Below are 20391 nucleotides of genomic sequence, written 5' to 3'. Positions count from 1 at the left end.
ATTTCCATGAATAACAACAGAAACAAGAAAATTCTTGTCATGATGATTACAAGTACTTTGATGACTTTTCCAGCATGGGTTAACGGACAGGAACCCGCTGCGGTGGCACCTGCGGCTGCGGCGGCAGATGAAACGGGATATGAACCCGCTTCGGGAGAAACTATACCAGATATTTCTTCTGAAAAGACGACGGCTATAAAAAAAATGCCTGCAGCGGCTGTGTCGGATAAAACAAAACCAGTGGCTGAAACAACGGCAGTAGATTCAGGATATACGGGGTATGAGTCTACAGAAGAATTAAATGCGGCAGCAAGTACTCCGACAGCAGCACCGAAAACGGTGGCAGCGACGGTAGCAGCGAATGCAGATGCCAATAGACCGACAAGCTCTAGTGATCAAACCGATACCGGCTATGAGCCGGATACGGGAACATCGCAAAGTGGAGCGGAGACAAGAAATGGGAGCATTACAGGAGAAGCAGCTCCTGCAATGGGAACAGAAATGTCTGCTGATCAGAATAATGGCAGAAAAGTAGGATATGTATCTAGTGCAAGTACGGCAGTTATAGATACAACGACGTTTCCTAAATATCCAATTGCTACGTTATCTCAGGCAGAACAAGCTGGATTGCCTTATGGTGATGCAGTAAGTGACCAGGAGATAGCACCTTATGCAGGAAAAACAGCAACGGCGGTTACTATTTCTCCACTGCCGGAGGCGCAGCTGGGGACTGTGCTGCAGCATAACTTAGCTATGCGCGTGGGAGATGCGGTGAATGCCGACTATATCCGCCACGACGTAAACGTTATTGGTGCGACCGGTTTATTTTCGACAGTATCTCCGGCTTTTACTGCTGTTCCAGAGGGAGTAATGCTGGATTATCAGGTCAAAGTTAATCCTGTTGTTACTAAAATAGAAATTACCGGGAATGAAACATATCCTACGGATCAATTATTGAAATTGATTACGATAAAACCGGGAATGACATTAAATACGGTTATGGTCAGTAAAGATGTTTCAGTCATTAATGCCCAATTTGGTAATAACGGGTATTTTTTAAGTCATGTAACTAGTGTCAACATGGATGATAAAGGGGTTCTCCATATTGATATTGCCGAAGGACGGTTACAGGATATCATTGTGAAAGGCAATACGAAAACTAAAACGTATGTCATTATGCGGGAGCTAAAAATTAAGAAGGGTCAAATTTTCAATAAAAATTTGGCTAGTCGCAGTATCGAACGCATTTACAATACGGGATATTTTGAGGATGTTAATGTAAGGCTCTTGCCTGGCAGCAATAAAAATGATGTCATCATGGAAATCGATGTAGCGGAACAAAAAACGGGGTCTATTACTATCGGTGCAGGGTATTCTGATTCTGATGGACTTGTGGGTATTTTAGGCTTAAGCGAAACCAATTTACGTGGCACAGGCGATAAAGCCAGTATTAACTGGGAATTTGGTGGGACCACTGATTCTTTATGGAATTATATTTTTTCCTATACCCGGCCTTGGATTAATGATCATGGTGACTCTCTTGGATTTAGCATTTTTAATCGAGAGGCTGATTATGATGATTATGATCAAAAGGGGAATTCTGTTGCAGAATATTATAAACGAACGAAAGGTGCTAATATTACATATGGCCGCGTTCGTAGTGAATATGTCAGCGATTATATAACATTGGAATCTAAAACAACCGATTATGCTAAATATATAAGCGGTTATGATTATAATGATTATTCGGGATATTTAAGTAAGAATTTTGGTCGTACGAACAGCTTAACTTGGTCTCATGTGTTTGATAATCGTGATAATGTTTATGATCCGACACGCGGTAAGCGGCTATCCTTTGCCGGTTCGATAGCCGGACATGGATTGGGCGGTGATTTTGATTTTTATAAATTTACAGCTGAAAGTCGTACATATTATAAGGTAGGACATGCGCAAGTTATTGCGGTTCGCCTTATGGGCGGCGTTGGTTTCGGAGACATGCCATATGATGACCTTTTTTCTCTGGGCGGCGCTGATACGCTGCGCGGATATGAGGATGATGAATTCCGCGGCAGTCGTTTTTATGAAGCAACCATTGAATACCGATTCCCAATGGCTAAAAAAGTTCAAGGTGTTCTTTTTACGGATGCTGGTAATGCTTGGGGCGGGACAGATCAGATGTTTTGGTATGAAGATAATAATAAGCTTCATTATTCAGGTGGCGTAGGAGTTCGCATTACAACCCCAATCGGTCCGATTCGGCTTGATTACGGGTATGGCGAAGAGGGCGGTAAATTTCACTTCAGCTTTGGAGGTAAATTCTAATGCAAGTTAAAGATAGGTGGGGAGGATTATGATCCGCTCGTATCTATTGGCAGGTTTAGTTTTTCTTATCGGTGCCGGTAATGCGTTAGCGGCACCGGTTACGCATGTAACTGTTCAAGTGACATCGGCGGAGGCGCCTATTCCCCTGCTAGTGCAGAAACGAATTGCGGCTAGCATACAGACAGTAGGTAACCATGTTTTTCTTGATAAAGATGATGCTGAAATAAATGCGTCTGCTGACTCTTATAAAAGAGTGGTTGATGATATTATTAATCGGGTGCTGATTGGGTATACTGTTGATGATATAACTATTTCAGCGGGACCTGATACTATAATGGCAGTACGGGTTCGTCCGTGGGGAGATACAATTCATACGGTGAATGTCACTGTTGATTATGGTTCTTTGCCAAGTATGGGAGTACAGATGGCTGCAGGTGATCTCCATGATATTCAGCCTATGGTGGAAAATTTATTGGTTGGGCTGCCTGTAGATTCACTGGATTGGGCTAATGGAGTTGTAAAATCGGTATTGGAAAATGAATTGACCGGTATGCTTCCTGAATTCTATCCGCACATTGTCATTACACCGGGAATCCATACGGAGGTGCAAATTTATTTAATGCCGCAGCTTCCTGTTATTCGCAATGTCAATGTTATTCTTGATGCTGAAAACCTGCCAAAAGTAATTTTTCTGAATACGCGGAAAAATATAGAACAAAAATATGCGGGACTTGAAGGGCTGCCAATTACTTTCGTGCGGCGTCATGAGCGTGATATTTTAACTGATTTGCAAAAAACGCTTGCTAAGCAATGGGTTATTAAACAATATAAACTTCGTGTGATACCCACTGTTGCTATCGGTGAAAATCTAGAGATTCATTTAAAATCGGAAACAGATTTTTATGATATTCAGGCAGGTGCATACATCGATATGAACCGTAATGATAAATATCATAATAGGGATATATCAGACGAACATACGGTGATTATGGCTCATATAGGACGGAAAGTAGGGCAGCATCATGAGTTTTTCAGTGAAGTAGAATTTAAACCTTCTTCTGTAAAATGGGATTTTATTCCTGGATATTTTTATCGATGGGGCAAAACAACAACGTTAGGATATCAATTTGAAACAGAAGATACAAGCAATCATCTTTGGTTAAAACAAAACTTAGGCAATCGGTGGGGAGTCCGTTATGATCGGGATCTTACCAATCGGGATAATGAGTTTGGTCTTTCTTATAAACTTCATGAATATGTCAGCCTTGAATATATCATATCCGACCATGATAGGTGGCTTCGGGTAATAGGCTATTTGTAAAAGAAAAGGGGAAATGTAATAATGATGTCAGAAATGGGTAAGAAAAAGAATGTTAAAATTTTTTCGGCGGCGGTAGCACTGATTTTTGTTTTGAGTATCGCAGCCATTGCTGTAATGCAGATGGGTAATCCTGTAAATGCGGCACCTTCTAGCAATATTGGAATAGTAGACATGAGCAAGGTGTTTGCTCCGGATAATGCGGATCTGCAGAATGCACAAAAAGAAATGCAGCAGGCATCTCAGGATATGCAGAAAAAGTTTGAGGAACAATCAGCCAGCATGAATGATGAACAAAAAGGACAGTTGTATCAAACTATGCAGGGTGAAATGGCTAAAAAGCAGGAAGAAATTCAAAAAGGACTGAAAGACAAAGTTGATAATGCTGTTAACAGTGTAGCAAGTACAAAGGGGTTAAGCCTTGTTGTAGATAAACGCGTTGTATTGTATGGTGGTACGGATATTACTGATCAAGTTGCGAAAAACTTGAGTGAATCGAAATAAGGATGATTCTATGAAACGGATATATGTTGCAGTCGTCGGTGCAGTCCTTGTTGTGGGATTTCTTTTTGCGGGGTATATGGGTTTGCACAATCGGGGAGGCAGCGTGCAGAATACTGGAACTGCCGGCCCTGTTTATGCATATGCAGATATAGAGCATATTATGATGAGTCATCCGGAATATAGTAAATATCACCATCTGGAATTGCAATATAATGCGATGATTGCCCAGTATCAGTTTGAACAGTGGAATTATTCACAAAAAGCGGTAGTTCAGGATCAGGCTTTTCAGAGTATCGGTAGCAATGCAGCGTTGATGTCTGCCGCCCTTGATCAAGAACTGAATGCCCGTGTTGCTTTAAAAGAAAATGAATTGAATATGGGATTGCAGAAAAAATATCAAGAATTGTTAAAAACAAAAAAGGAGCTGCAGCCACAGAGATTTAAAGAAAATGAGTTGAAAATTATTAATTTAAAGCTGAAATTAGAGACACTTTCCCTTAGTGCGGAAGAGCGAGCTGCAACAAAATCGCAATTAACATCACTGCTTAAAGGAAGTGCTGCAACAGTTGAAACATCACTGACAGAAGCCGAAATAGCTTCGGCTATGGCGCCTTATAAAACACAGGCGCAGCAAGAATTGGCTGCATATACAGAACAGGTTAAACAAGAATTGAATGGGCGGCAGCAGGAAAATTATAACCTTTTTCAAGAGCATATGAATAATATGGATAATAGACCGGAACCGGTAATATGGAATAAAGAGTGGAAAGATAAACTTGCCGCAAAAGAAAAAGAAATAAATGAAGTAAAGGATAATATTATGGCAGATATCAGAGAAAAAGCTGCTTCTGTTGCACAAGAACAAGGAATTACTATGATCTTTAGTGATTATTTAGGGACAGGAACGGCGCAAGACGTAACAGATGATATTATTGCCAAGCTGGCATAACAGGAGGCATTAAAGAATGAAAAAAATATGGAAGCGCTTTACGGCGTTTATGATGATTACTCTTATAGCAGGGATGCTTGCCGGCTGCGGCGGAGCGGATAAAATGGGTGTAGTGGATATGACACGGGTAAGTAAAGAAGCACCACAGGCTCAGCAGTTGCAGCAAAAGTTAAAAGATAAACAAGATGCCGTGGAAAAAGAATTAAATGAAGCAAAGAAAACTATGTCGGCAGAAGATTATCAGAAAAAACAACAGCAATCACAGCAGGAATTGCAAATTTTCGGTTCCAGTATGCAGCAGCAGTTTGTTCATGATGTACAGAGCAAGTTAGGTGAAATTGCTAAAGAAAAAAATATTGGTACTATAGTATACACAGAAGCAGTCCAAAAGGGCGGAATTGACGTGACGGATGATTTGATTAAAAAAATGCAGTAAAGGACGTGGAACTATTGAAGAAAACGGTACAGGAATTGGCTGAATTTTTAGGAGGCACTGTTATCGGAAACGGTGAGACCGTTGTGGAAGATATTTGCAGTTTGGCAGAAGCGGGAAAAAATGATATTACCTTTGCGGTGGACCCATATATAGAATATCTTCCACAAGTTCATGCGGGAGCTGTCATAGTGGAAAAGGAAGTTCCTTGTGGGGACAATACGTTGGTTATAGTAGAGAATCCACGGCTGGCCTTCTCAAAACTTCTTGTTTTATTCCATCCTCGTCAGTCTGTGACGGTGGGAATTCATCCTGCTGCTATTGTAGATGAGAGTGCGGTTATTGGTGCTGAGACGACTATTATGGCGTATGCTGTTATTGGTAAAAATGTACGTGTGGGAAGGCATTGCATTATATATCCCTCCGTCTTCATAGGAGATAATGTTGTTATTGGCGATGAGACAGTGCTATATCCAGGTGCAGTTATTCATGAAAATTGTGTTCTTGGCAGCCGTGACGTTATACGGGCACATGCGGTCATTGGCGGGGAAGGATTTGGGTTTGCCACAAAAGATGGAAAACATACGCGAATACCTCAAATTGGTAATGTGGAAATTGGTGATGATGTAGAAATCGGAGCTTGTACAACTATTGATAATGCAACGCTGGGTAGTACAAAAGTAAAACGGGGAACGAAAATAGATAATTTAGTCCATTTGGGACATAATTGTGAAATTGGTGAAGATTGTTTTATTATTGCACAAGATGGACTTGCCGGGAGTACAATTGTCGGTGATCATGTTACTTTTGCCGGTCAAGTAGCTACAAAAGGACATATCTCCATTTGCTCGGATACGGTGTTTGCTGGCAGGAGCGGCATTACCCGGGATATCACAAAACCAGGAATTTATGGTGGATTTCCTGCCCGGCCGCACATGGAGTGGAGCCGGCAAGAAGCTTATATTAAACATTTGCCGGAAATGGCAAAACGTGTAAAGGCTTTAGAAAAAAAGCTGTCTGAATTGGAAAATAAATAAAGAGGCTATGCCATGTATATCTTTATGAAGTGTTTAAGTTATGTTATTTGCCATGTACCAGAAACTATTCGCCGTGGCATTGGTTCTTTTTTAGGAATATTTTTTTGGACTTTTGTGCCTAAACGGCGTAAGTTATTGGCACAGCGTCAGATACTAGAGTGTGGAATTACGGATGATCCGCAGAAAGCAATGGCGATTGCGCGAGCCAGCAGCGTGCGGTTTGGTCCTATGATTGTAGAAGTTTTATCTTATCCTATGTATACTAAGGAAAAACTTGACGAAAAAATTACTTTTCATGGGAAAGAATATCTTGATGCATTGAAAAAAAGCGGGGAAGGTAGTATCTTTATGGCATCTCACGCCGGGAATTGGGAACTTCTCGGTGCCGTACTTGCTATGAACGGATATCCGCTTATTTCTGTTGCACAAGAACAGAATAATCATAGTGCCGATAAATTTATCAATGAATATCGTTGTATGATGAAACAACACGTTACATATAAAACGGGTGTGCGGGACATGATACGACTTTTATCGGAAGGCTGTTATATAGGATTGCTGATGGATCAAGATCCATCGACATCAGGTATTATGGTTAAATTATTTGGACGGGATACCTTAACGGCGGATGGGCCGGCTAAATTGGCTGGCATTCATAATTATCCTATTCTTACTACGTTCATTCATGAAGATAAACCATATCATCATATTATTAATGTTTTACCGCCGATTCGTCCATATGATAGCAGAGAAAAACTATCTAAAGCAGAAAAAAAGAAAATCATGTATGAAACGACACAAAAGTTGAATGATCGACTGGAGGCATATATACGGCGATATCCAGAGGATTGGTTTTGGCTTCATGATCGTTGGAAATGGACAAAGCGCTTGCAGGAAAAAGAACAGCTCAATTAACAAAATCTTATTTGGAGAATATAAAAAGGCTCTATGTCAAATGTTGGGGTGGTTCAATCGTAACACATGTGTAAGAGGAACATGCAATGGGATGTTCCTCTTTTTCGTTGTGTGGCAGCATCCATGAACAATATACGATTTCGGAAACTAATACTTTTATCTTGTTGGGGTGTCCTTCCATGAATTCATTAGAGTAGTGAATTCGGATGGCATTAATAATGCCGTCAAACCGATCCGCGAACGAGTACAGCAGGGACTTGAATCCTGTTAATCCAGCATCCTGAATTCGTTTTCGTACTTTTGGTCCGGTGCGTTTCCCCGAAATTCATCTAGGGATAAGATAGCAGGGAGCGTAGCAGGTTTACTATAGGAAATGCAGTCGAAATACCGGAGGATGGTAGTCACCGACACGTGGAATCGGTCGGCGATATCGGTAAAACTTTGTTTACGGGCGCATTCCCGGATCATGGCGAGCTGCTGTCGTTGACTGCGTCATTGGTACGGTTGTACTAAGGGGGGCGGGATAAAAGGAATGGCCGCAGGTGGGACAAACATAGCGGTATTTATGAAGGGAAGCATACAGGGGAACGTCGTCCAGCCATGCCAATAGGATTTCCTGCTGCCGGTAATCTTTAATCCGGGGAGTTCGGGTATGACACTGAGGACACAAACAGGAAATGTGAGAAAACTCTATATAAAAGATCTGTTTATTTTCCCCATAGGTGCTGTTCCTGATGCAACCATCAATTGGAACATTTTTTCTATATAATGGTAGTGGGACATGCTACGTCGTCCTTTCTGATCGGGTTTGGTCGCTTGGATTGTATCGGATGTATGCTGTTATGTCCATCTTTTTACGCAAAATGGGGTAAGGCAGACAATGGATTGTCTAGTCTTACCCCAACATTTATTATAGAATCAAAATTTATATCCAACCGTGTTTTTGACAAGCATGCAAGATACCCCCCGTATCGCAGGTATCTGTGATATAGTTTGCTTTTTCTTTAAGTTCTGGACAGGCATTTCCCATGGCAATGGAGAACCATGCAGGAGTAAACATGCTGATATCGTTCAATCCGTCACCGAATACGACGACGTCCTGCAGGGGAGCACTGATTTTTTTCATCATGCGGCGAATACCCGCAGCTTTATCTGCTGGTTCAACGATAAAGGAATTTTCAGTATAAGGAATATGGGAAAGACCATGTTTTTGCGGTTGAGAAGCAGCATAAGATGGTTTTATGTAGAAAATTTTGTAAATTGTCTGTAATTTCATAGGATCTAATGGACAGACAATTGTTTTAAAATAACTTTTTTTTTCGTTATTGACGAAAGCGGCAGAACGAGTATATCGGATAATTTTATTTTCCAATGTGACAGCCCAGGAAATATGACAAGCATCAAGATCTTTGAGTAAAGAGATAGCTTGTTCTCTGGGGAGGCCGGACATCTCCAGCAGTCTACCATTATACGTCAAACTGTTGCCGCCATCGGCGACGAAGGAGTTGATATGCAACGGTAGTGAAAATTGTAAGGTGTCGCACTGCAGCCGGCCTGTGGCAATTGCTACAAAATGACCGGCTTGCCTTAATTGATTTAAACAAAACATAGTATCTTTTGGGATTACTTTAGTTGTTCCTACGGCTAAGGTCCCATCGATATCAAAAAAGAAATATTTTTTCATGAAAGTGGAATTCCTTTCTGTTATTTCATATAAGTTATTATAACTAAAATTTAAAGGTTGTCAAAACAAAAAAAGAAATACGAATCTGCGAATTTGTCAAGGCTTGATTTTTTTTATGTATTTGATTATACTGTAGTCAAGAAGCAACCCTGCTGTGTGCGTAAAATGGTCTCGATGTTTTGAACCAACATCTTTTACATTGGGAGTCTGGGCTTCGTGAGCGTAAAACAATGCCTGGCATAGGACTGTTGGAACTCATGAGAGGACACCCACCTGCTTAGGCAGGCTCAAAACTCGGTTTATAAACGGCATGGTGGGGCTTCTTTTCTTGTATATAGTTGATTAAAATGCCGCTGAGTATTCTTAGCGGCATTCTATTTACCATGGGGAGCAAACAAATGAACGGAGACGACTTATTTTCTATGGCAAATGCGAAGGACAGTGGACATTTTGAACCACTGGCTGTACGTATGCGTCCTAACACGTTAGATGAAATATATGGGCAAAATGAACTGATTGGGAAAGATAGTTTTTTACGGGCAATGATTGAACGCGATACAATTCCCTCATTGTTATTATATGGACCATCTGGAGTAGGGAAGACAACATTGGCTCATGTCATTGCGATGGAAACACAAAGCCGATTTGTTAAAGTAAATGCCGTTACCGCCGGAACGGCAGAATTACGTAAATTGATCGGGGAGGCAAAGGACGCCGTTTGTATGTATCAAAAACGGACGATTCTTTTTATTGATGAAATTCACCGTTTCAATAAAGCACAACAGGATGTATTACTTCCTTATGTTGAAGATGGCACAATCATTTTGATCGGAGCAACTACTGAAAATCCGTATTTTGAGGTAAATCGTCCGTTGCTGTCGCGATTACGGGTTATGAAGCTTACCGCTCTTACTAAGAAGGCGGTGGCTTCTATTTTGCGAAGAGCATTACAGGATGAAACTAATGGTTTAGGAAAAATGGAAATCACGGCGACAACCGATATGCTTATGACTATTGCTTCTTATGCAGATCGAGATGCCCGAATGGGACTTAACCTTTTGGAACAAATTTGTATGCTGGTGCCTCAGCGTGGTACAATTACACAGGAGATCGTAGAAAAAGTAGTAGGGCATAGAATTTATACATATGACAAAAAAGGTGATGCTCATTATGATACTATTTCTGCATTTATTAAGAGTATGCGAGGTTCAGATCCGGATGCAGCTCTGCATTACTTGGCCAGAATGATTGAGGCGGGGGAACAGCCTTCGTTCATTGCCCGACGTCTTGTAATATGTGCGGCTGAAGATGTAGGTTTGGCAGATCCGCAAGCCTTGCTTGTCGCTAATGCTGCAGCCCAGGCAGTACAATTTGTCGGATGGCCGGAAGGAAGAATTATTCTTTCGGAAGCAGTTATTTATATTGCCTGTGCTCCCAAGAGTAATAGTGCATATGTTGCTGTTGACAGCGCTATCTCTGATGTTCGAAAGGGGGATTACGGAGATATTCCTGACTATTTGCGCGATAGTCATTATCAAGGGTCCGCAGCTTTGGGACACGGTATTCATTATAAATATCCCCATGATTATCCTGAGGGGTGGGTCGAACAGCAATATTTGCCGAATCCTTTAAGAAATAAAGTGTATTATCAGTCTTCGGATCATGGGCAGGAAAAAAATATGACGGAACATTGGAACCATCGTCGTGGGAAGTAAGTTTTGGAAGGTGAAAAAATGGCACAACGTAAAATATCCAACCGCACACAAAAATTGACCGGCAAAAAGCGAGGACGTCGGACCACAAAAAAAACACAAGGACCATCACTCTTAAAATATGAAATTATGGGTCTTGTTTTTATTTTTATGGGTCTTTTTGCGGCTATTGGTATCATTGGTGTAGATACGGGCAGCATCGGTACGGTTGTGGATGATGTGCTGGCGTATATATTTGGCGTTGGGCGTATTTTGGCAGCGTTGCTGCTGGTTGTATTGGGATTAAAGTATATCATGCTTCGCAAGGCTGTCCCGGTAACGGGAAATTGGGCGTTGGGAACACTCTTGTTTATTATGTTTCTGGGGATGATACACTTATTTTTTGTTCCCGAAGGGGCTGAATTTATGCCGGCGGTCATGTCTATCAGCGGGGGTGCGATCGGTGGATTGGTAGCTGTTTTGCTACGACAGTTTTTTGGACAGGCTGGTGGTTTTTTAGTTTTGACAATAGGGATGATAGTGACTGTAATGGCTTGGAAAAAATGGTCTATCTCTAAAAGTGTTACGACTGTTTCTGTTAAGGCAACAGAAGAAATACAAGTTGCTTCTCAATCGATTCACAGCCAATGGCAGGAACACAAAACGCAATGGCAGGAAAATAGAAAGAAGCATAAAATATTTGATTTGGAGAAGGATGGTAATTATGATGAAGTGCCAAAAAGTAATCCGGCATTGGCAGAAAATACGGAATTATCAGGAATACCTGTACAGATAGTAAATTTTGATCAAACAGACTCCAATAAGGAAAAACAAGTACCATTGCATAAAGCAATTCAGGGAATAGATACGGAAGACAAAACGATAGCAATGGAAAATATACTAGAGGAAGTACCTGAAAAGTCTCTGTCGAAAAAAGAGGGAGAAAGTATAACAGATATTGCTGAAAAAGATCTTGAAGATTTAAAACCTGTAGAAGTTGAAAAACAGCCGACGGCTGTGGATTTGGCTCCAGAAGGAAAAGCGCTTATACCGAAGGCGGAAATGGAAAAAGCATACATTTTACCGCCTATATCTATCTTAAAACCAGGCCGGCTTGTATCTACCGCAGCTAATGATGAAGTTCGCACCAATGCCCGCATTTTGCAGGAAACACTTTCCAGTTTTAATATTGATGCTAAAATTGTCAATGCCAGTAAAGGGCCTGCTGTTACTCGATATGAACTGGAACCGGCAGCGGGTGTTAAAGTTAGTAAAATTGTACATTTATCTGACGATATTGCCTTGAAATTGGCGGCAACGGATATTCGCATTGAAGCTCCGATTCCTGGAAAAGCAGCCATTGGTATTGAAGTGCCTAATAAGCAGGTCGCCGGGGTTAATCTGCGAGATGTACTGGACTCGGAAGAATTTAAGCGGGCAGCAGGGGGCGTGCCGGTTGGATTAGGAAAGGATATTGCCGGTAATTCGGTAATTGCCGATTTAACAAAGATGCCGCATTTACTGGTAGCAGGTTCTACGGGATCAGGAAAAAGCGTATGTATTAATACCCTGATTGCCAGTATTTTGTTTAAACAACGGCCTTGTGATGTGAAACTGATTTTAATTGATCCTAAGGTGGTCGAACTTTCTAATTATAACGGTATTCCTCATCTTATGACGCCTGTTGTCACGGATGCTAAAAAAGCGGCTCGTGTATTGCGCTGGGCTGTGCGGGAAATGGACAATCGTTATCGCCGGTTTGCAGAAACAAGCACTCGGGATATTGCACGGTATAATCATCTTCATCCGGAGGAAGCATTCCCCTTTGTTGTTATTATTATTGATGAATTGGCTGATTTAATGATGGTTGCCTCTACGGACGTAGAAGATTCGATTTGTCGGTTGGCACAGAAGGCAAGAGCTTGTGGGATGCACCTTGTTCTGGCAACACAGCGCCCTTCTGTTGATGTCTTAACGGGTATTATTAAAGCCAATGTGCCGAGTCGTATTTCATTTGCTGTATCGAGTCAGGTGGATTCCAGAACGATTCTTGACATGTCCGGAGCAGAAAAACTTTTGGGTAAGGGCGATATGCTGTTCTATCCCATGGGAGCTTCTAAACCTTTGCGAGTACAGGGAGCATTTATCTCTGATTCGGAAATTGATCAAATGGTAAATTTCATAAAAAAGCAAAGTGAACCAGAATATGATGCGGATGTGCAGCAAGCACAATCAGAAGAACAGGCGGAACAACACACTTTTTTTGAAGATGAATTAATGGAACAGGCAATCAATATGGTTTTAGAAACAGGACAGGCTTCGGCGTCTATGTTGCAACGGCGTTTTCGGATTGGGTATACACGGGCGGCACGCTTGGTGGATACGATGGAAGCTATGCAGATAGTGGGACCAAGTAATGGAAGCAAGGCGCGGGATATTTTGATGCCTGCTGAAGAAGTACAGCGGAAATTTTTTAGCGGACAGACATGAGATACCTTTTTAGTCGCAAATAGTATATAATAAACTTGTATATGTATAAGGAGGGATACATATTGACATCTGTCGGAAAGATTTTGCAATCTGAAAGAGAAGCGCAAGGCAGAACATTAAAAGAAGTTTCCGATACACTTAATATTAAAGAAATATATTTATCTGCAGTAGAAAACGAAGAATTTAATAGGATACCGGGAGATGTATTTGTTAAAGGCTTTATCCGTAATTATGCAAATTTTTTAGGATTAGATGGAGATGCTTTGGTAAAAGAATATAAATCCGGTGTTTTTTCTGTTGAATATAAGCCTTCCACACGTGCAATAGATAAAAAAAAAGTAAAGAGATCGCATGTAATAGTACGCGAGAAGCAGAAGTTGCTGCAGAAATTTACGATTGTTGCCGGAATTATACTGTTTTTGCTACTTTGTATGTGGTTGATTTTTTAGAGGAAAATTATGGCAAATGAATTTTTGGTTACCAGTCGTTCTGATATGAAACGGCGTGGTTGGGATATTTTGGATTTTGTATTTATTAATGGGGATGCCTATGTAGATCATCCCGGCTTCGCGGCAGCGGTTATTGGCCGTGTGTTGGAGAGCCGGGGGTATCGCGTAGGCATTATTTCCCAACCGGATTGGCATAGTGCGGAACCTTTTACGCAACTTGGGAAACCGCGCTTAGCGGCGTTGATTACGGCAGGAAATCTTGATTCTATGCTGAATGAAAAAACAGCAGCTAAAAAATTTCGAAACCGTGATAATTATTCTCCTGGTGGAATTACCGGACATCGTCCAGAGCGAGCAACCATTGTATATGCAAATCGTTGGCGGGAAGCATACAAAGATGTACCAATAATTATTGGTGGAATTGAGGCCAGTTTAAGAAGGTTTGCACATTATGATTATTGGTCCAATAAAGTCCGGCGTTCCATTTTGCTGGATAGTAAAGCGGACATATTGATATATGGCATGGGTGAACACCAAATTGTTGATATTGCAGATGCATTGGCAGAAGGAAAAAATGTTGCTGAAATGTATAATATTCGTGGTATTTGTTATGTTACCAACAAACAGCCGGCCACAGAAAAGGCAGTTTTTTGTCCTTCTTATGAGGAAGTAGCTGCTGATAAAAAATGTTTTGCTGCAGCTTTTAAAATTCAATATGAAGAACAGGATCCTTTTTATGGGAAAACGATAGTCCAACCTTCAGGAGACCGGTTCCTTGTACAAACACCTCCCGCACTCCCGCTTACGACGGAGGAAATGGATGCGGTTTATGAACTGCCATTTACTCGTCGGTGGCATCCTGATTATGATACCCTTGACGGAGTGCCTGCACTGCAGGAAGTACAATTTAGCCTGACTAGCCATCGCGGATGTTTTGGTCATTGCAATTTTTGTGCGATTACGAGCCATCAAGGGAAAATTATTCAACATCGGAGTCATTCTTCACTTGTTCGAGAAGCTGAGAAAATGACACATTTGCCGGATTTTAAGGGATATATACATGATGTAGGTGGACCTACCGCTAATTTTCGCCATTTGGCATGTGTTAAACAGCAGATATCAGGAGCCTGCCGCAAAAAACAGTGTATTGGCAAGGATATCTGTTCTAATTTGGATACATCTCATGCTGATTATTTAAAACTGCTGCGGGAAATACGACGAATAAAGGGTGTAAAAAAAGTTTTTGTGCGTTCGGGATTGCGATACGATTATGTATTAGCAGATCATAATAAGAAATTTATAGAAGAGTTATGTAAATATCATATCAGCGGGCAACTTAAGGTAGCTCCCGAACATGTTGTCAAGCATGTGACGGATACTATGGGAAAAGCAGGAATTGAGACTTTTCTCGAATTTAAGAAATGGTTTGAGGCAGCAAATGTCAAGGTAGGGAAGAAGCAATACCTTGTCCCTTATTTTATGTCTAGTCACCCGGGATGCACGTTGGAGGATGCTGTGACGTTGGCAGAATTTTTACGGGATATGCATATGCAGCCGGAACAAGTTCAGGATTTTATTCCTACGCCGGGGAGTTTATCTACGGCAATGTATTATACAGGAATAAATCCATTAACAGGTAAGACGGTATATGTTGCCAGACAACAGCAGGAAAAACAGATGCAGCGTGCGTTGATGCAATATAAAAATCCAGACAATTATGATATGGTATATAAAGCATTATGCTTAACGAACCGACGAGATTTAATCGGATATGGGCTTAAATGCCTGATTTTACCGCGACGCAGTCGAAATACGGTTCGGCTTTTACGTGATCAGCGAGATGGTGATTCTGGCCGGTCACCGCGGAATTTTATGAAGAATAGAAATAAATAAGGTGAAAGTATGAAAAAATATTTACCAGTCATGGCTATCGTGGTATTCGTTGTGGCATTGCTGGGACTAAGCAACTATATATGGATAGGACAGGAACAAGTGCGTGCTGAACGAATTCGGGAAGCGGAACGTCATCTTGTCGTGTACTCTGATATGCCGGTTGATGTTAATAATGATTTGGCGAAAAAATTTTATGAACAGACTCATTTGCGAGTACAGATTCTAACTAAAAATGACGGAGATATACAGTCCTACCTGAAGGCAGATGGCAAGGATACAGCAGCTGATCCCGATATTCTTATTGCTGTGCAGCCTTTGCTGCAGACAGCAGCGAAGCAGGGACGTTTGAAGCCATATATTTCAGAGGCTGCAGATCAAGTTGATTACTCTTATAAGGATGCAGATGGATATTGGGTGGGATTATGGTATGATCCTATGGTTTTAGTTATTAGTAGAGACTATTATACTCATCATGGATTGCAATTACAGAATTGGAATGATTTAGTGGCTGATCCAGATGTGCGAATTGCTTTTCCTGATTTGGCAGCAACGGATATTGCCGGAGATTTTCTTTGTACCTTTGTGGAAATTCATGGGCAGGAAAATGCTATGCGTTATTTTAAAAATATACAGCGGCATGTTGCTGTCTATTCTAAATCAATGACGCCTACTGCATGGCGTGTCGCTTCGGGAGAAGCGGATATTGGTGTGGTGGATGCGGTAACGGCGCGGCAGCTTGTTAAAGATGCAGCACCGATTTATATTTTATATCCGCAAGATGGAACCTCATGCTGGCTTGTTGGGGCGGGTGTTACTATGACTTGTGAAGATGAGGAGTTATCAGAGAAGTTTATGGATTGGCTTTTATCAAAAGATACGATAGATATTCTTCGTAAGAATCATTTATTTTTGGACTATACAGCAAATCGTCAAGGAAATGAATTAGATGCCAAGGGACAGCAGCTTGTGCTGTTTCCGGCACAGAAAAATTATACAGAACAAGGTCGTAAAGAAATGCAGGATTGGTGGATTAAGATGGTCCGTTTTGGAAAGGAATCATAAATGGAAAAAGTTGGTTTTGTTAGTTTAGGTTGTTCAAAAAATCTTATCGATACCGAAGTAATGCTGGGTATTTTAAAGGATCGGCAGATGGAAATTACAGAAGAACTTTCTGCTGCCGATATTATTATTGTCAATACGTGTACATTTATTGAAAAAGCCAAGGAAGAATCTATCCAGACAATTCTTCAAGCTGCCCGTTATAAGAAAGAGGGAAATTGCAAGACTCTTATTGTTACGGGGTGTTTAAGCCAGCAATACAAGAAACAGTTAATGGAAGAAATGCCGGAAATTGATGCGTTATTGGGAACTGGATCTTGGAATCGGATTTGGGATGCCGTTGACATGGCCCGTCATGGAAAAAAAACTTGTTATATGGATGATGTTAGTCATCTTTATGATGATAAAACGAAACGATTGCGGACAACTCCATCCTATAGCGCATATGTGAAAATTGCTGAAGGATGTAATAATGGGTGTACTTTTTGTATTATTCCACATGTACGCGGTACCTTATGCAGCCGCCCCGTGGCTTCTGTGGTAGAGGAAGTAAAGCAGCTTGTATCAGAGGGTGTTTTAGAAATTAACTTGATTGCTCAAGATACAACTAGTTATGGTGTTGATATAGCCGGTAAGTCCTTATTGCCGGAATTGTTGCGTCGGCTGGTAAAAATTGATAATCTTCGCTGGATTCGTTTATTTTATCTGTATCCTCATTATTTTACGGACGAGTTAATGGAACTTATTATTAAAGAAGAAAAAATTTGTCCTTATGTTGATTTGCCGTTGCAGCATATCTCTCCGTCTGTTTTAAGAAGAATGAATCGTCGTGATACAAAGGAAGATATTTTGACACTGATGCAGAAACTTTGTGAACATGGGAGAAAATTAACTCTCCGTTCCACTTTCATTGTTGGGTTTCCTGGGGAAACGGAAGCGGAATTCCAAGAACTTTGTGATTTTGTGGAAAAATTTGAATTTGATGATGTAGGCGTTTTTACATACTCTCGAGAAGACGGTACCCCAGCGGCATTGATGCAGAATCAAATTTCAGAAGAAACTAAAGAAAAGCGGTATCATAAACTTATGTCCCTTCAGGCGAAGGTATCGGAAAAACGAAATCAGGAAATGGAAAATACGATTCACACTATGCTGATAGAAAACGTAACAGAACAAGATGGCCGCCACCAAGCAGTCGGCCGCATCGAAACACAAGCTCCTGATGTAGATGGCTTAACTTATTTGGAAAATCCAGGCGCTTTACAGCCGGGAGATATGGTTACAGTGCAAATTGCACAAGGATTTGCCTATGATTTGGTAGCTGATTTAGTAGAAGATTAAAGGTGTGATATTATGTTTGTTGAAATTGTTACAACTGGTTCAGAGTTGCTATTAGGTGAAATAGTCAATGATAATTCTCGTTTTTTATCAGAAGAATTGAATAAATTGGGATATTTTGTTATTTATCATACTACCGTAGGTGATAATCCGCAGCGGATGGAAGAAGTATTGCAAACGGCTATTTCTCGTGCGGATATAATCGTCACAACAGGTGGATTGGGGCCTACACAAGGCGATATGACAAAGGAAATTGCAGCAAAGGTGTTACATTTGCCTATGGAATATCATCCTGAACTAGAAGCGCAGATTCGAAGATGGTTCTGTCATCGCCATAGATCTATGTCGCCAAATAATGAAAGACAGGCAATGGCGGCCAAGGGAGCCTATATTTTTACGAATGAAGTTGGTACCGCACCTGGAATGGCGATTCATCAAAATGGCAAGCTGATTGTTCATCTTCCGGGTCCACCGCGGGAAATGCGTTGGATGTATGAAAATAGATTGAAACCCTATTTATTGGGAAGCTTTGGTTCGCAAGGATGCATCAAGTCTCTCATTCTCAAAGTATATGATATGGGTGAAAGCGATATGGAACAAGCTGTTATGGATTTGGTAAAAGGACAATCTAATCCAACATTGGCATTATATGCTAAGCCGGGATATGTAGAACTTCGTATTACGGCTAGAGCGGCTACAGAAGAAACCGCGGCTGTTTTATTAAAGCCGATGGAACATCAACTGCGGCAGCGGCTGCATCGGTCTGTTATAGCATATAATAAGGAAACGATGGCAGAAGTATTGGGCAGAACGTTGATATCATCAGGGTGGACGGTTAGTTGTGCAGAGTCTTGTACTGGAGGACTTTTGGGCTCGTATATTACGGATGTTCCAGGAAGTTCAGCTTATTTTCTTGGCTCAGCGGTGACATATTGTGATACGGTAAAGCATCATATATTAGGCGTTGCTGCCGATACGCTGAAACGATTCAGCGCTGTTAGTGAACAAACTGCCGGAGAAATGGCGCAAGGAAGCCGAAATCTGTATCATGCAGATATTGCTATTAGTACGACAGGAATTGCCGGACCGGAAGGCGGTACAGAGGAAAAGCCTGTTGGGTTGGTGTATACAGGCATTGATGGACCTTGGGGAATGAAAATATATAAGGATATTTATGTTGGCGATCGGCCGGAAGTTAAACGGCGTGCTGCTATACGTGCGATGTATTATGCAGTAGTGTATTTAGTAGAAAATAAAGAATAGGAGACGAATATGGAAGAGAAAAAAACAGCATTAGAAAACGCAATGCGAAAGATTGAAAAAGACTTTGGTAAAGGGGCTATTATGCGTCTTGGTGATGCAGCTGATAAAATGAATATGGAGGTCATTTCTTCCGGGTCATTGGCGGTTGACCTGGCAGTTGGCATTGGGGGATATCCAAGAGGGAGAGTCATTGAAATATATGGTCCAGAATCATCTGGGAAAACGACCTTGGCTCTTCATGCGATTGCATCAGCACAGCGGAATGGCGGCATTGCTGCTTTTATTGATGCAGAACATGCGCTTGATCCTGTATATGCCCGGCATTTGGGTGTTGATACAGCGAATCTGCTTATTTCTCAACCGGATAATGGAGAGCAGGCGTTGGAGATTACAGAAGAACTTGTTCGAAGCGGCGCTGTCGATATCATTGTAGTGGATTCTGTTGCAGCATTGGTTCCAAAAGCTGAAATAGAAGGAGAAATGGGTGATTCTCATGTAGGGTTGCAGGCAAGACTTATGAGCCAGGCTTTGCGTAAACTTACTGGTATTATTTCAAAATCTAAGGCCATTGTTATTTTCATCAATCAGTTACGTGAAAAAGTTGGAATTATGTTTGGTAATCCAGAAACGACGACAGGTGGCCGTGCATTGAAATTTTATGCCTCTATCCGCATTGAAATCCGAAAAGGGGAAGCAATTAAATCCGGAAATGATGTTATAGGCAACCGAGCCCGTATAAAAGTTGTAAAAAATAAGGTAGCCCCACCTTTTAAAAACTGTGAAGTTGATATCATGTATGGGAAAGGAATTTCTCGGGAAGGTACCATTCTGGACTTGGCAGCTTCCATGGATATTATTGAAAAAAGCGGTACATGGTATTCGTATAAAGGTGAACGCATGGGGCAAGGCAAGGAGAATGTAAAAAGATTCCTGCAAGAACATATGGATATTTCTGATGAAATTGAAAATATTATCCGAGATACGCTAGCGGCGGAACCGGAAAAGTTTGAAGAAGTTTTGGAAATTCCTCCGGAAATGGAATAGAC

General features: G+C 41.2%; 17 protein-coding genes and 1 other RNA gene. 16 read left to right on the top strand and 2 right to left on the bottom strand.

Annotated features, from left to right (window positions below):
- Window positions 1-6 precede the first annotated feature (6 nt).
- The 7 genes from NXG62_RS07290 to NXG62_RS07260 are packed head-to-tail and all read left to right on the top strand — an operon-like array spanning window position 7 to window position 7478.
- Complete coding sequence (locus NXG62_RS07290) at window positions 7-2322, top strand: BamA/OMP85 family outer membrane protein (RefSeq protein ID WP_427111808.1); 2316 nt, start codon at window positions 7-9, stop codon at window positions 2320-2322.
- A 28-nt stretch (window positions 2323-2350) separates the two neighbouring features.
- The gene (locus NXG62_RS07285) at window positions 2351-3643 is read left to right on the top strand and encodes a hypothetical protein (protein ID WP_427111807.1); all 1293 of its coding nucleotides are present in this window, start codon (window positions 2351-2353) and stop codon (window positions 3641-3643) included.
- A gap of 21 nt (window positions 3644-3664) precedes the next feature.
- A complete protein-coding gene (locus tag NXG62_RS07280; RefSeq protein ID WP_427111806.1) occupies window positions 3665-4144 on the top strand; it encodes an OmpH family outer membrane protein in 480 nt (159 codons plus the stop codon).
- A gap of 10 nt (window positions 4145-4154) precedes the next feature.
- On the top strand, window positions 4155-5093 hold the full coding sequence (locus NXG62_RS07275; protein ID WP_322351542.1) for a hypothetical protein: 939 nt from the start codon (window positions 4155-4157) through the stop codon (window positions 5091-5093).
- 16 nt (window positions 5094-5109) lie between these two features.
- Window positions 5110-5529 (top strand): hypothetical protein, encoded by a 420-nt coding sequence (locus tag NXG62_RS07270; RefSeq protein WP_322351543.1) that lies wholly within the window; start codon window positions 5110-5112, stop codon window positions 5527-5529.
- Window positions 5530-5543: 14 nt separating this feature from the next.
- Window positions 5544-6563, top strand: a complete 1020-nt coding sequence (gene lpxD, locus NXG62_RS07265) for a UDP-3-O-(3-hydroxymyristoyl)glucosamine N-acyltransferase (RefSeq protein WP_427111805.1) — start codon at window positions 5544-5546, stop codon at window positions 6561-6563.
- A gap of 12 nt (window positions 6564-6575) precedes the next feature.
- Window positions 6576-7478, top strand: a complete 903-nt coding sequence (locus NXG62_RS07260) for a lysophospholipid acyltransferase family protein (protein WP_427111804.1) — start codon at window positions 6576-6578, stop codon at window positions 7476-7478.
- A gap of 445 nt (window positions 7479-7923) precedes the next feature.
- On the opposite strand, the gene NXG62_RS07255 is transcribed toward NXG62_RS07260, so the two are convergent.
- A complete protein-coding gene (locus tag NXG62_RS07255; RefSeq protein WP_427111803.1) occupies window positions 7924-8085 on the bottom strand; it encodes a hypothetical protein in 162 nt (53 codons plus the stop codon).
- A 318-nt stretch (window positions 8086-8403) separates the two neighbouring features.
- Window positions 8404-9162, bottom strand: a complete 759-nt coding sequence (locus NXG62_RS07250) for an HAD family hydrolase (RefSeq protein WP_427111802.1) — start codon at window positions 9160-9162, stop codon at window positions 8404-8406.
- 143 nt (window positions 9163-9305) lie between these two features.
- On the opposite strand from NXG62_RS07250, the gene ssrS reads away from it, so the two are divergent.
- The 9 genes from ssrS to recA all read left to right on the top strand — a co-directional run bounded on the left by ssrS (window position 9306) and on the right by recA (window position 20389).
- A non-coding RNA gene (gene ssrS, locus NXG62_RS07245) (6S RNA) lies at window positions 9306-9486 on the top strand.
- A gap of 74 nt (window positions 9487-9560) precedes the next feature.
- A complete protein-coding gene (locus tag NXG62_RS07240; protein WP_427111801.1) occupies window positions 9561-10877 on the top strand; it encodes a replication-associated recombination protein A in 1317 nt (438 codons plus the stop codon).
- An 18-nt stretch (window positions 10878-10895) separates the two neighbouring features.
- Window positions 10896-13343 carry a DNA translocase FtsK 4TM domain-containing protein gene (locus NXG62_RS07235; protein WP_427111800.1) on the top strand — a complete coding sequence of 816 codons (2448 nt, stop codon included), beginning with the start codon at window positions 10896-10898 and terminating at the stop codon, window positions 13341-13343.
- Between the two features lie 62 nt (window positions 13344-13405).
- On the top strand, window positions 13406-13792 hold the full coding sequence (locus NXG62_RS07230) for a helix-turn-helix domain-containing protein (RefSeq protein WP_322351584.1): 387 nt from the start codon (window positions 13406-13408) through the stop codon (window positions 13790-13792).
- 9 nt (window positions 13793-13801) lie between these two features.
- Window positions 13802-15685, top strand: coding sequence for a YgiQ family radical SAM protein (locus tag NXG62_RS07225; protein WP_427111799.1), 1884 nt, complete (start codon window positions 13802-13804; stop codon window positions 15683-15685).
- A 9-nt stretch (window positions 15686-15694) separates the two neighbouring features.
- On the top strand, window positions 15695-16747 hold the full coding sequence (locus NXG62_RS07220; RefSeq protein WP_427111798.1) for an ABC transporter substrate-binding protein: 1053 nt from the start codon (window positions 15695-15697) through the stop codon (window positions 16745-16747).
- Window positions 16748-18085, top strand: a complete 1338-nt coding sequence (rimO, locus tag NXG62_RS07215) for a 30S ribosomal protein S12 methylthiotransferase RimO (RefSeq protein WP_427111797.1) — start codon at window positions 16748-16750, stop codon at window positions 18083-18085. It abuts the gene before it with no gap.
- Between the two features lie 12 nt (window positions 18086-18097).
- Window positions 18098-19345 carry a competence/damage-inducible protein A gene (locus NXG62_RS07210; RefSeq protein ID WP_427111796.1) on the top strand — a complete coding sequence of 416 codons (1248 nt, stop codon included), beginning with the start codon at window positions 18098-18100 and terminating at the stop codon, window positions 19343-19345.
- Between the two features lie 9 nt (window positions 19346-19354).
- Entirely contained in the window at window positions 19355-20389 is a 1035-nt protein-coding gene (gene recA / locus NXG62_RS07205; RefSeq protein ID WP_427111795.1) for a recombinase RecA, read from the top strand.
- Window positions 20390-20391 lie beyond the last annotated feature (2 nt).

It is taken from the genome of Megasphaera sueciensis, from assembly GCF_050219315.1.
In the GTDB taxonomy this organism is placed as follows: Bacteria; Bacillota; Negativicutes; order Veillonellales; family Megasphaeraceae; genus Megasphaera_A; species Megasphaera_A sueciensis.
This window is presented reverse-complemented; position numbering and strand designations above follow the sequence as displayed.

Coding starts and splice junctions, on each gene's coding strand:
- NXG62_RS07235 (WP_427111800.1), top strand. CDS start 10,896: ATGGCACAACGTAAAATATCCAACCGCACACAAAAATTGACCGGCAAA.
- NXG62_RS07220 (WP_427111798.1), top strand. CDS start 15,695: ATGAAAAAATATTTACCAGTCATGGCTATCGTGGTATTCGTTGTGGCA.
- NXG62_RS07225 (WP_427111799.1), top strand. CDS start 13,802: ATGGCAAATGAATTTTTGGTTACCAGTCGTTCTGATATGAAACGGCGT.
- NXG62_RS07280 (WP_427111806.1), top strand. CDS start 3,665: ATGATGTCAGAAATGGGTAAGAAAAAGAATGTTAAAATTTTTTCGGCG.
- NXG62_RS07260 (WP_427111804.1), top strand. CDS start 6,576: ATGTATATCTTTATGAAGTGTTTAAGTTATGTTATTTGCCATGTACCA.
- recA (WP_427111795.1), top strand. CDS start 19,355: ATGGAAGAGAAAAAAACAGCATTAGAAAACGCAATGCGAAAGATTGAA.
- rimO (WP_427111797.1), top strand. CDS start 16,748: ATGGAAAAAGTTGGTTTTGTTAGTTTAGGTTGTTCAAAAAATCTTATC.
- NXG62_RS07285 (WP_427111807.1), top strand. CDS start 2,351: ATGATCCGCTCGTATCTATTGGCAGGTTTAGTTTTTCTTATCGGTGCC.
- NXG62_RS07210 (WP_427111796.1), top strand. CDS start 18,098: ATGTTTGTTGAAATTGTTACAACTGGTTCAGAGTTGCTATTAGGTGAA.
- NXG62_RS07270 (WP_322351543.1), top strand. CDS start 5,110: ATGAAAAAAATATGGAAGCGCTTTACGGCGTTTATGATGATTACTCTT.
- NXG62_RS07290 (WP_427111808.1), top strand. CDS start 7: ATGAATAACAACAGAAACAAGAAAATTCTTGTCATGATGATTACAAGT.
- NXG62_RS07275 (WP_322351542.1), top strand. CDS start 4,155: ATGAAACGGATATATGTTGCAGTCGTCGGTGCAGTCCTTGTTGTGGGA.
- NXG62_RS07250 (WP_427111802.1), bottom strand. CDS start 9,162: ATGAAAAAATATTTCTTTTTTGATATCGATGGGACCTTAGCCGTAGGA.
- NXG62_RS07240 (WP_427111801.1), top strand. CDS start 9,561: ATGAACGGAGACGACTTATTTTCTATGGCAAATGCGAAGGACAGTGGA.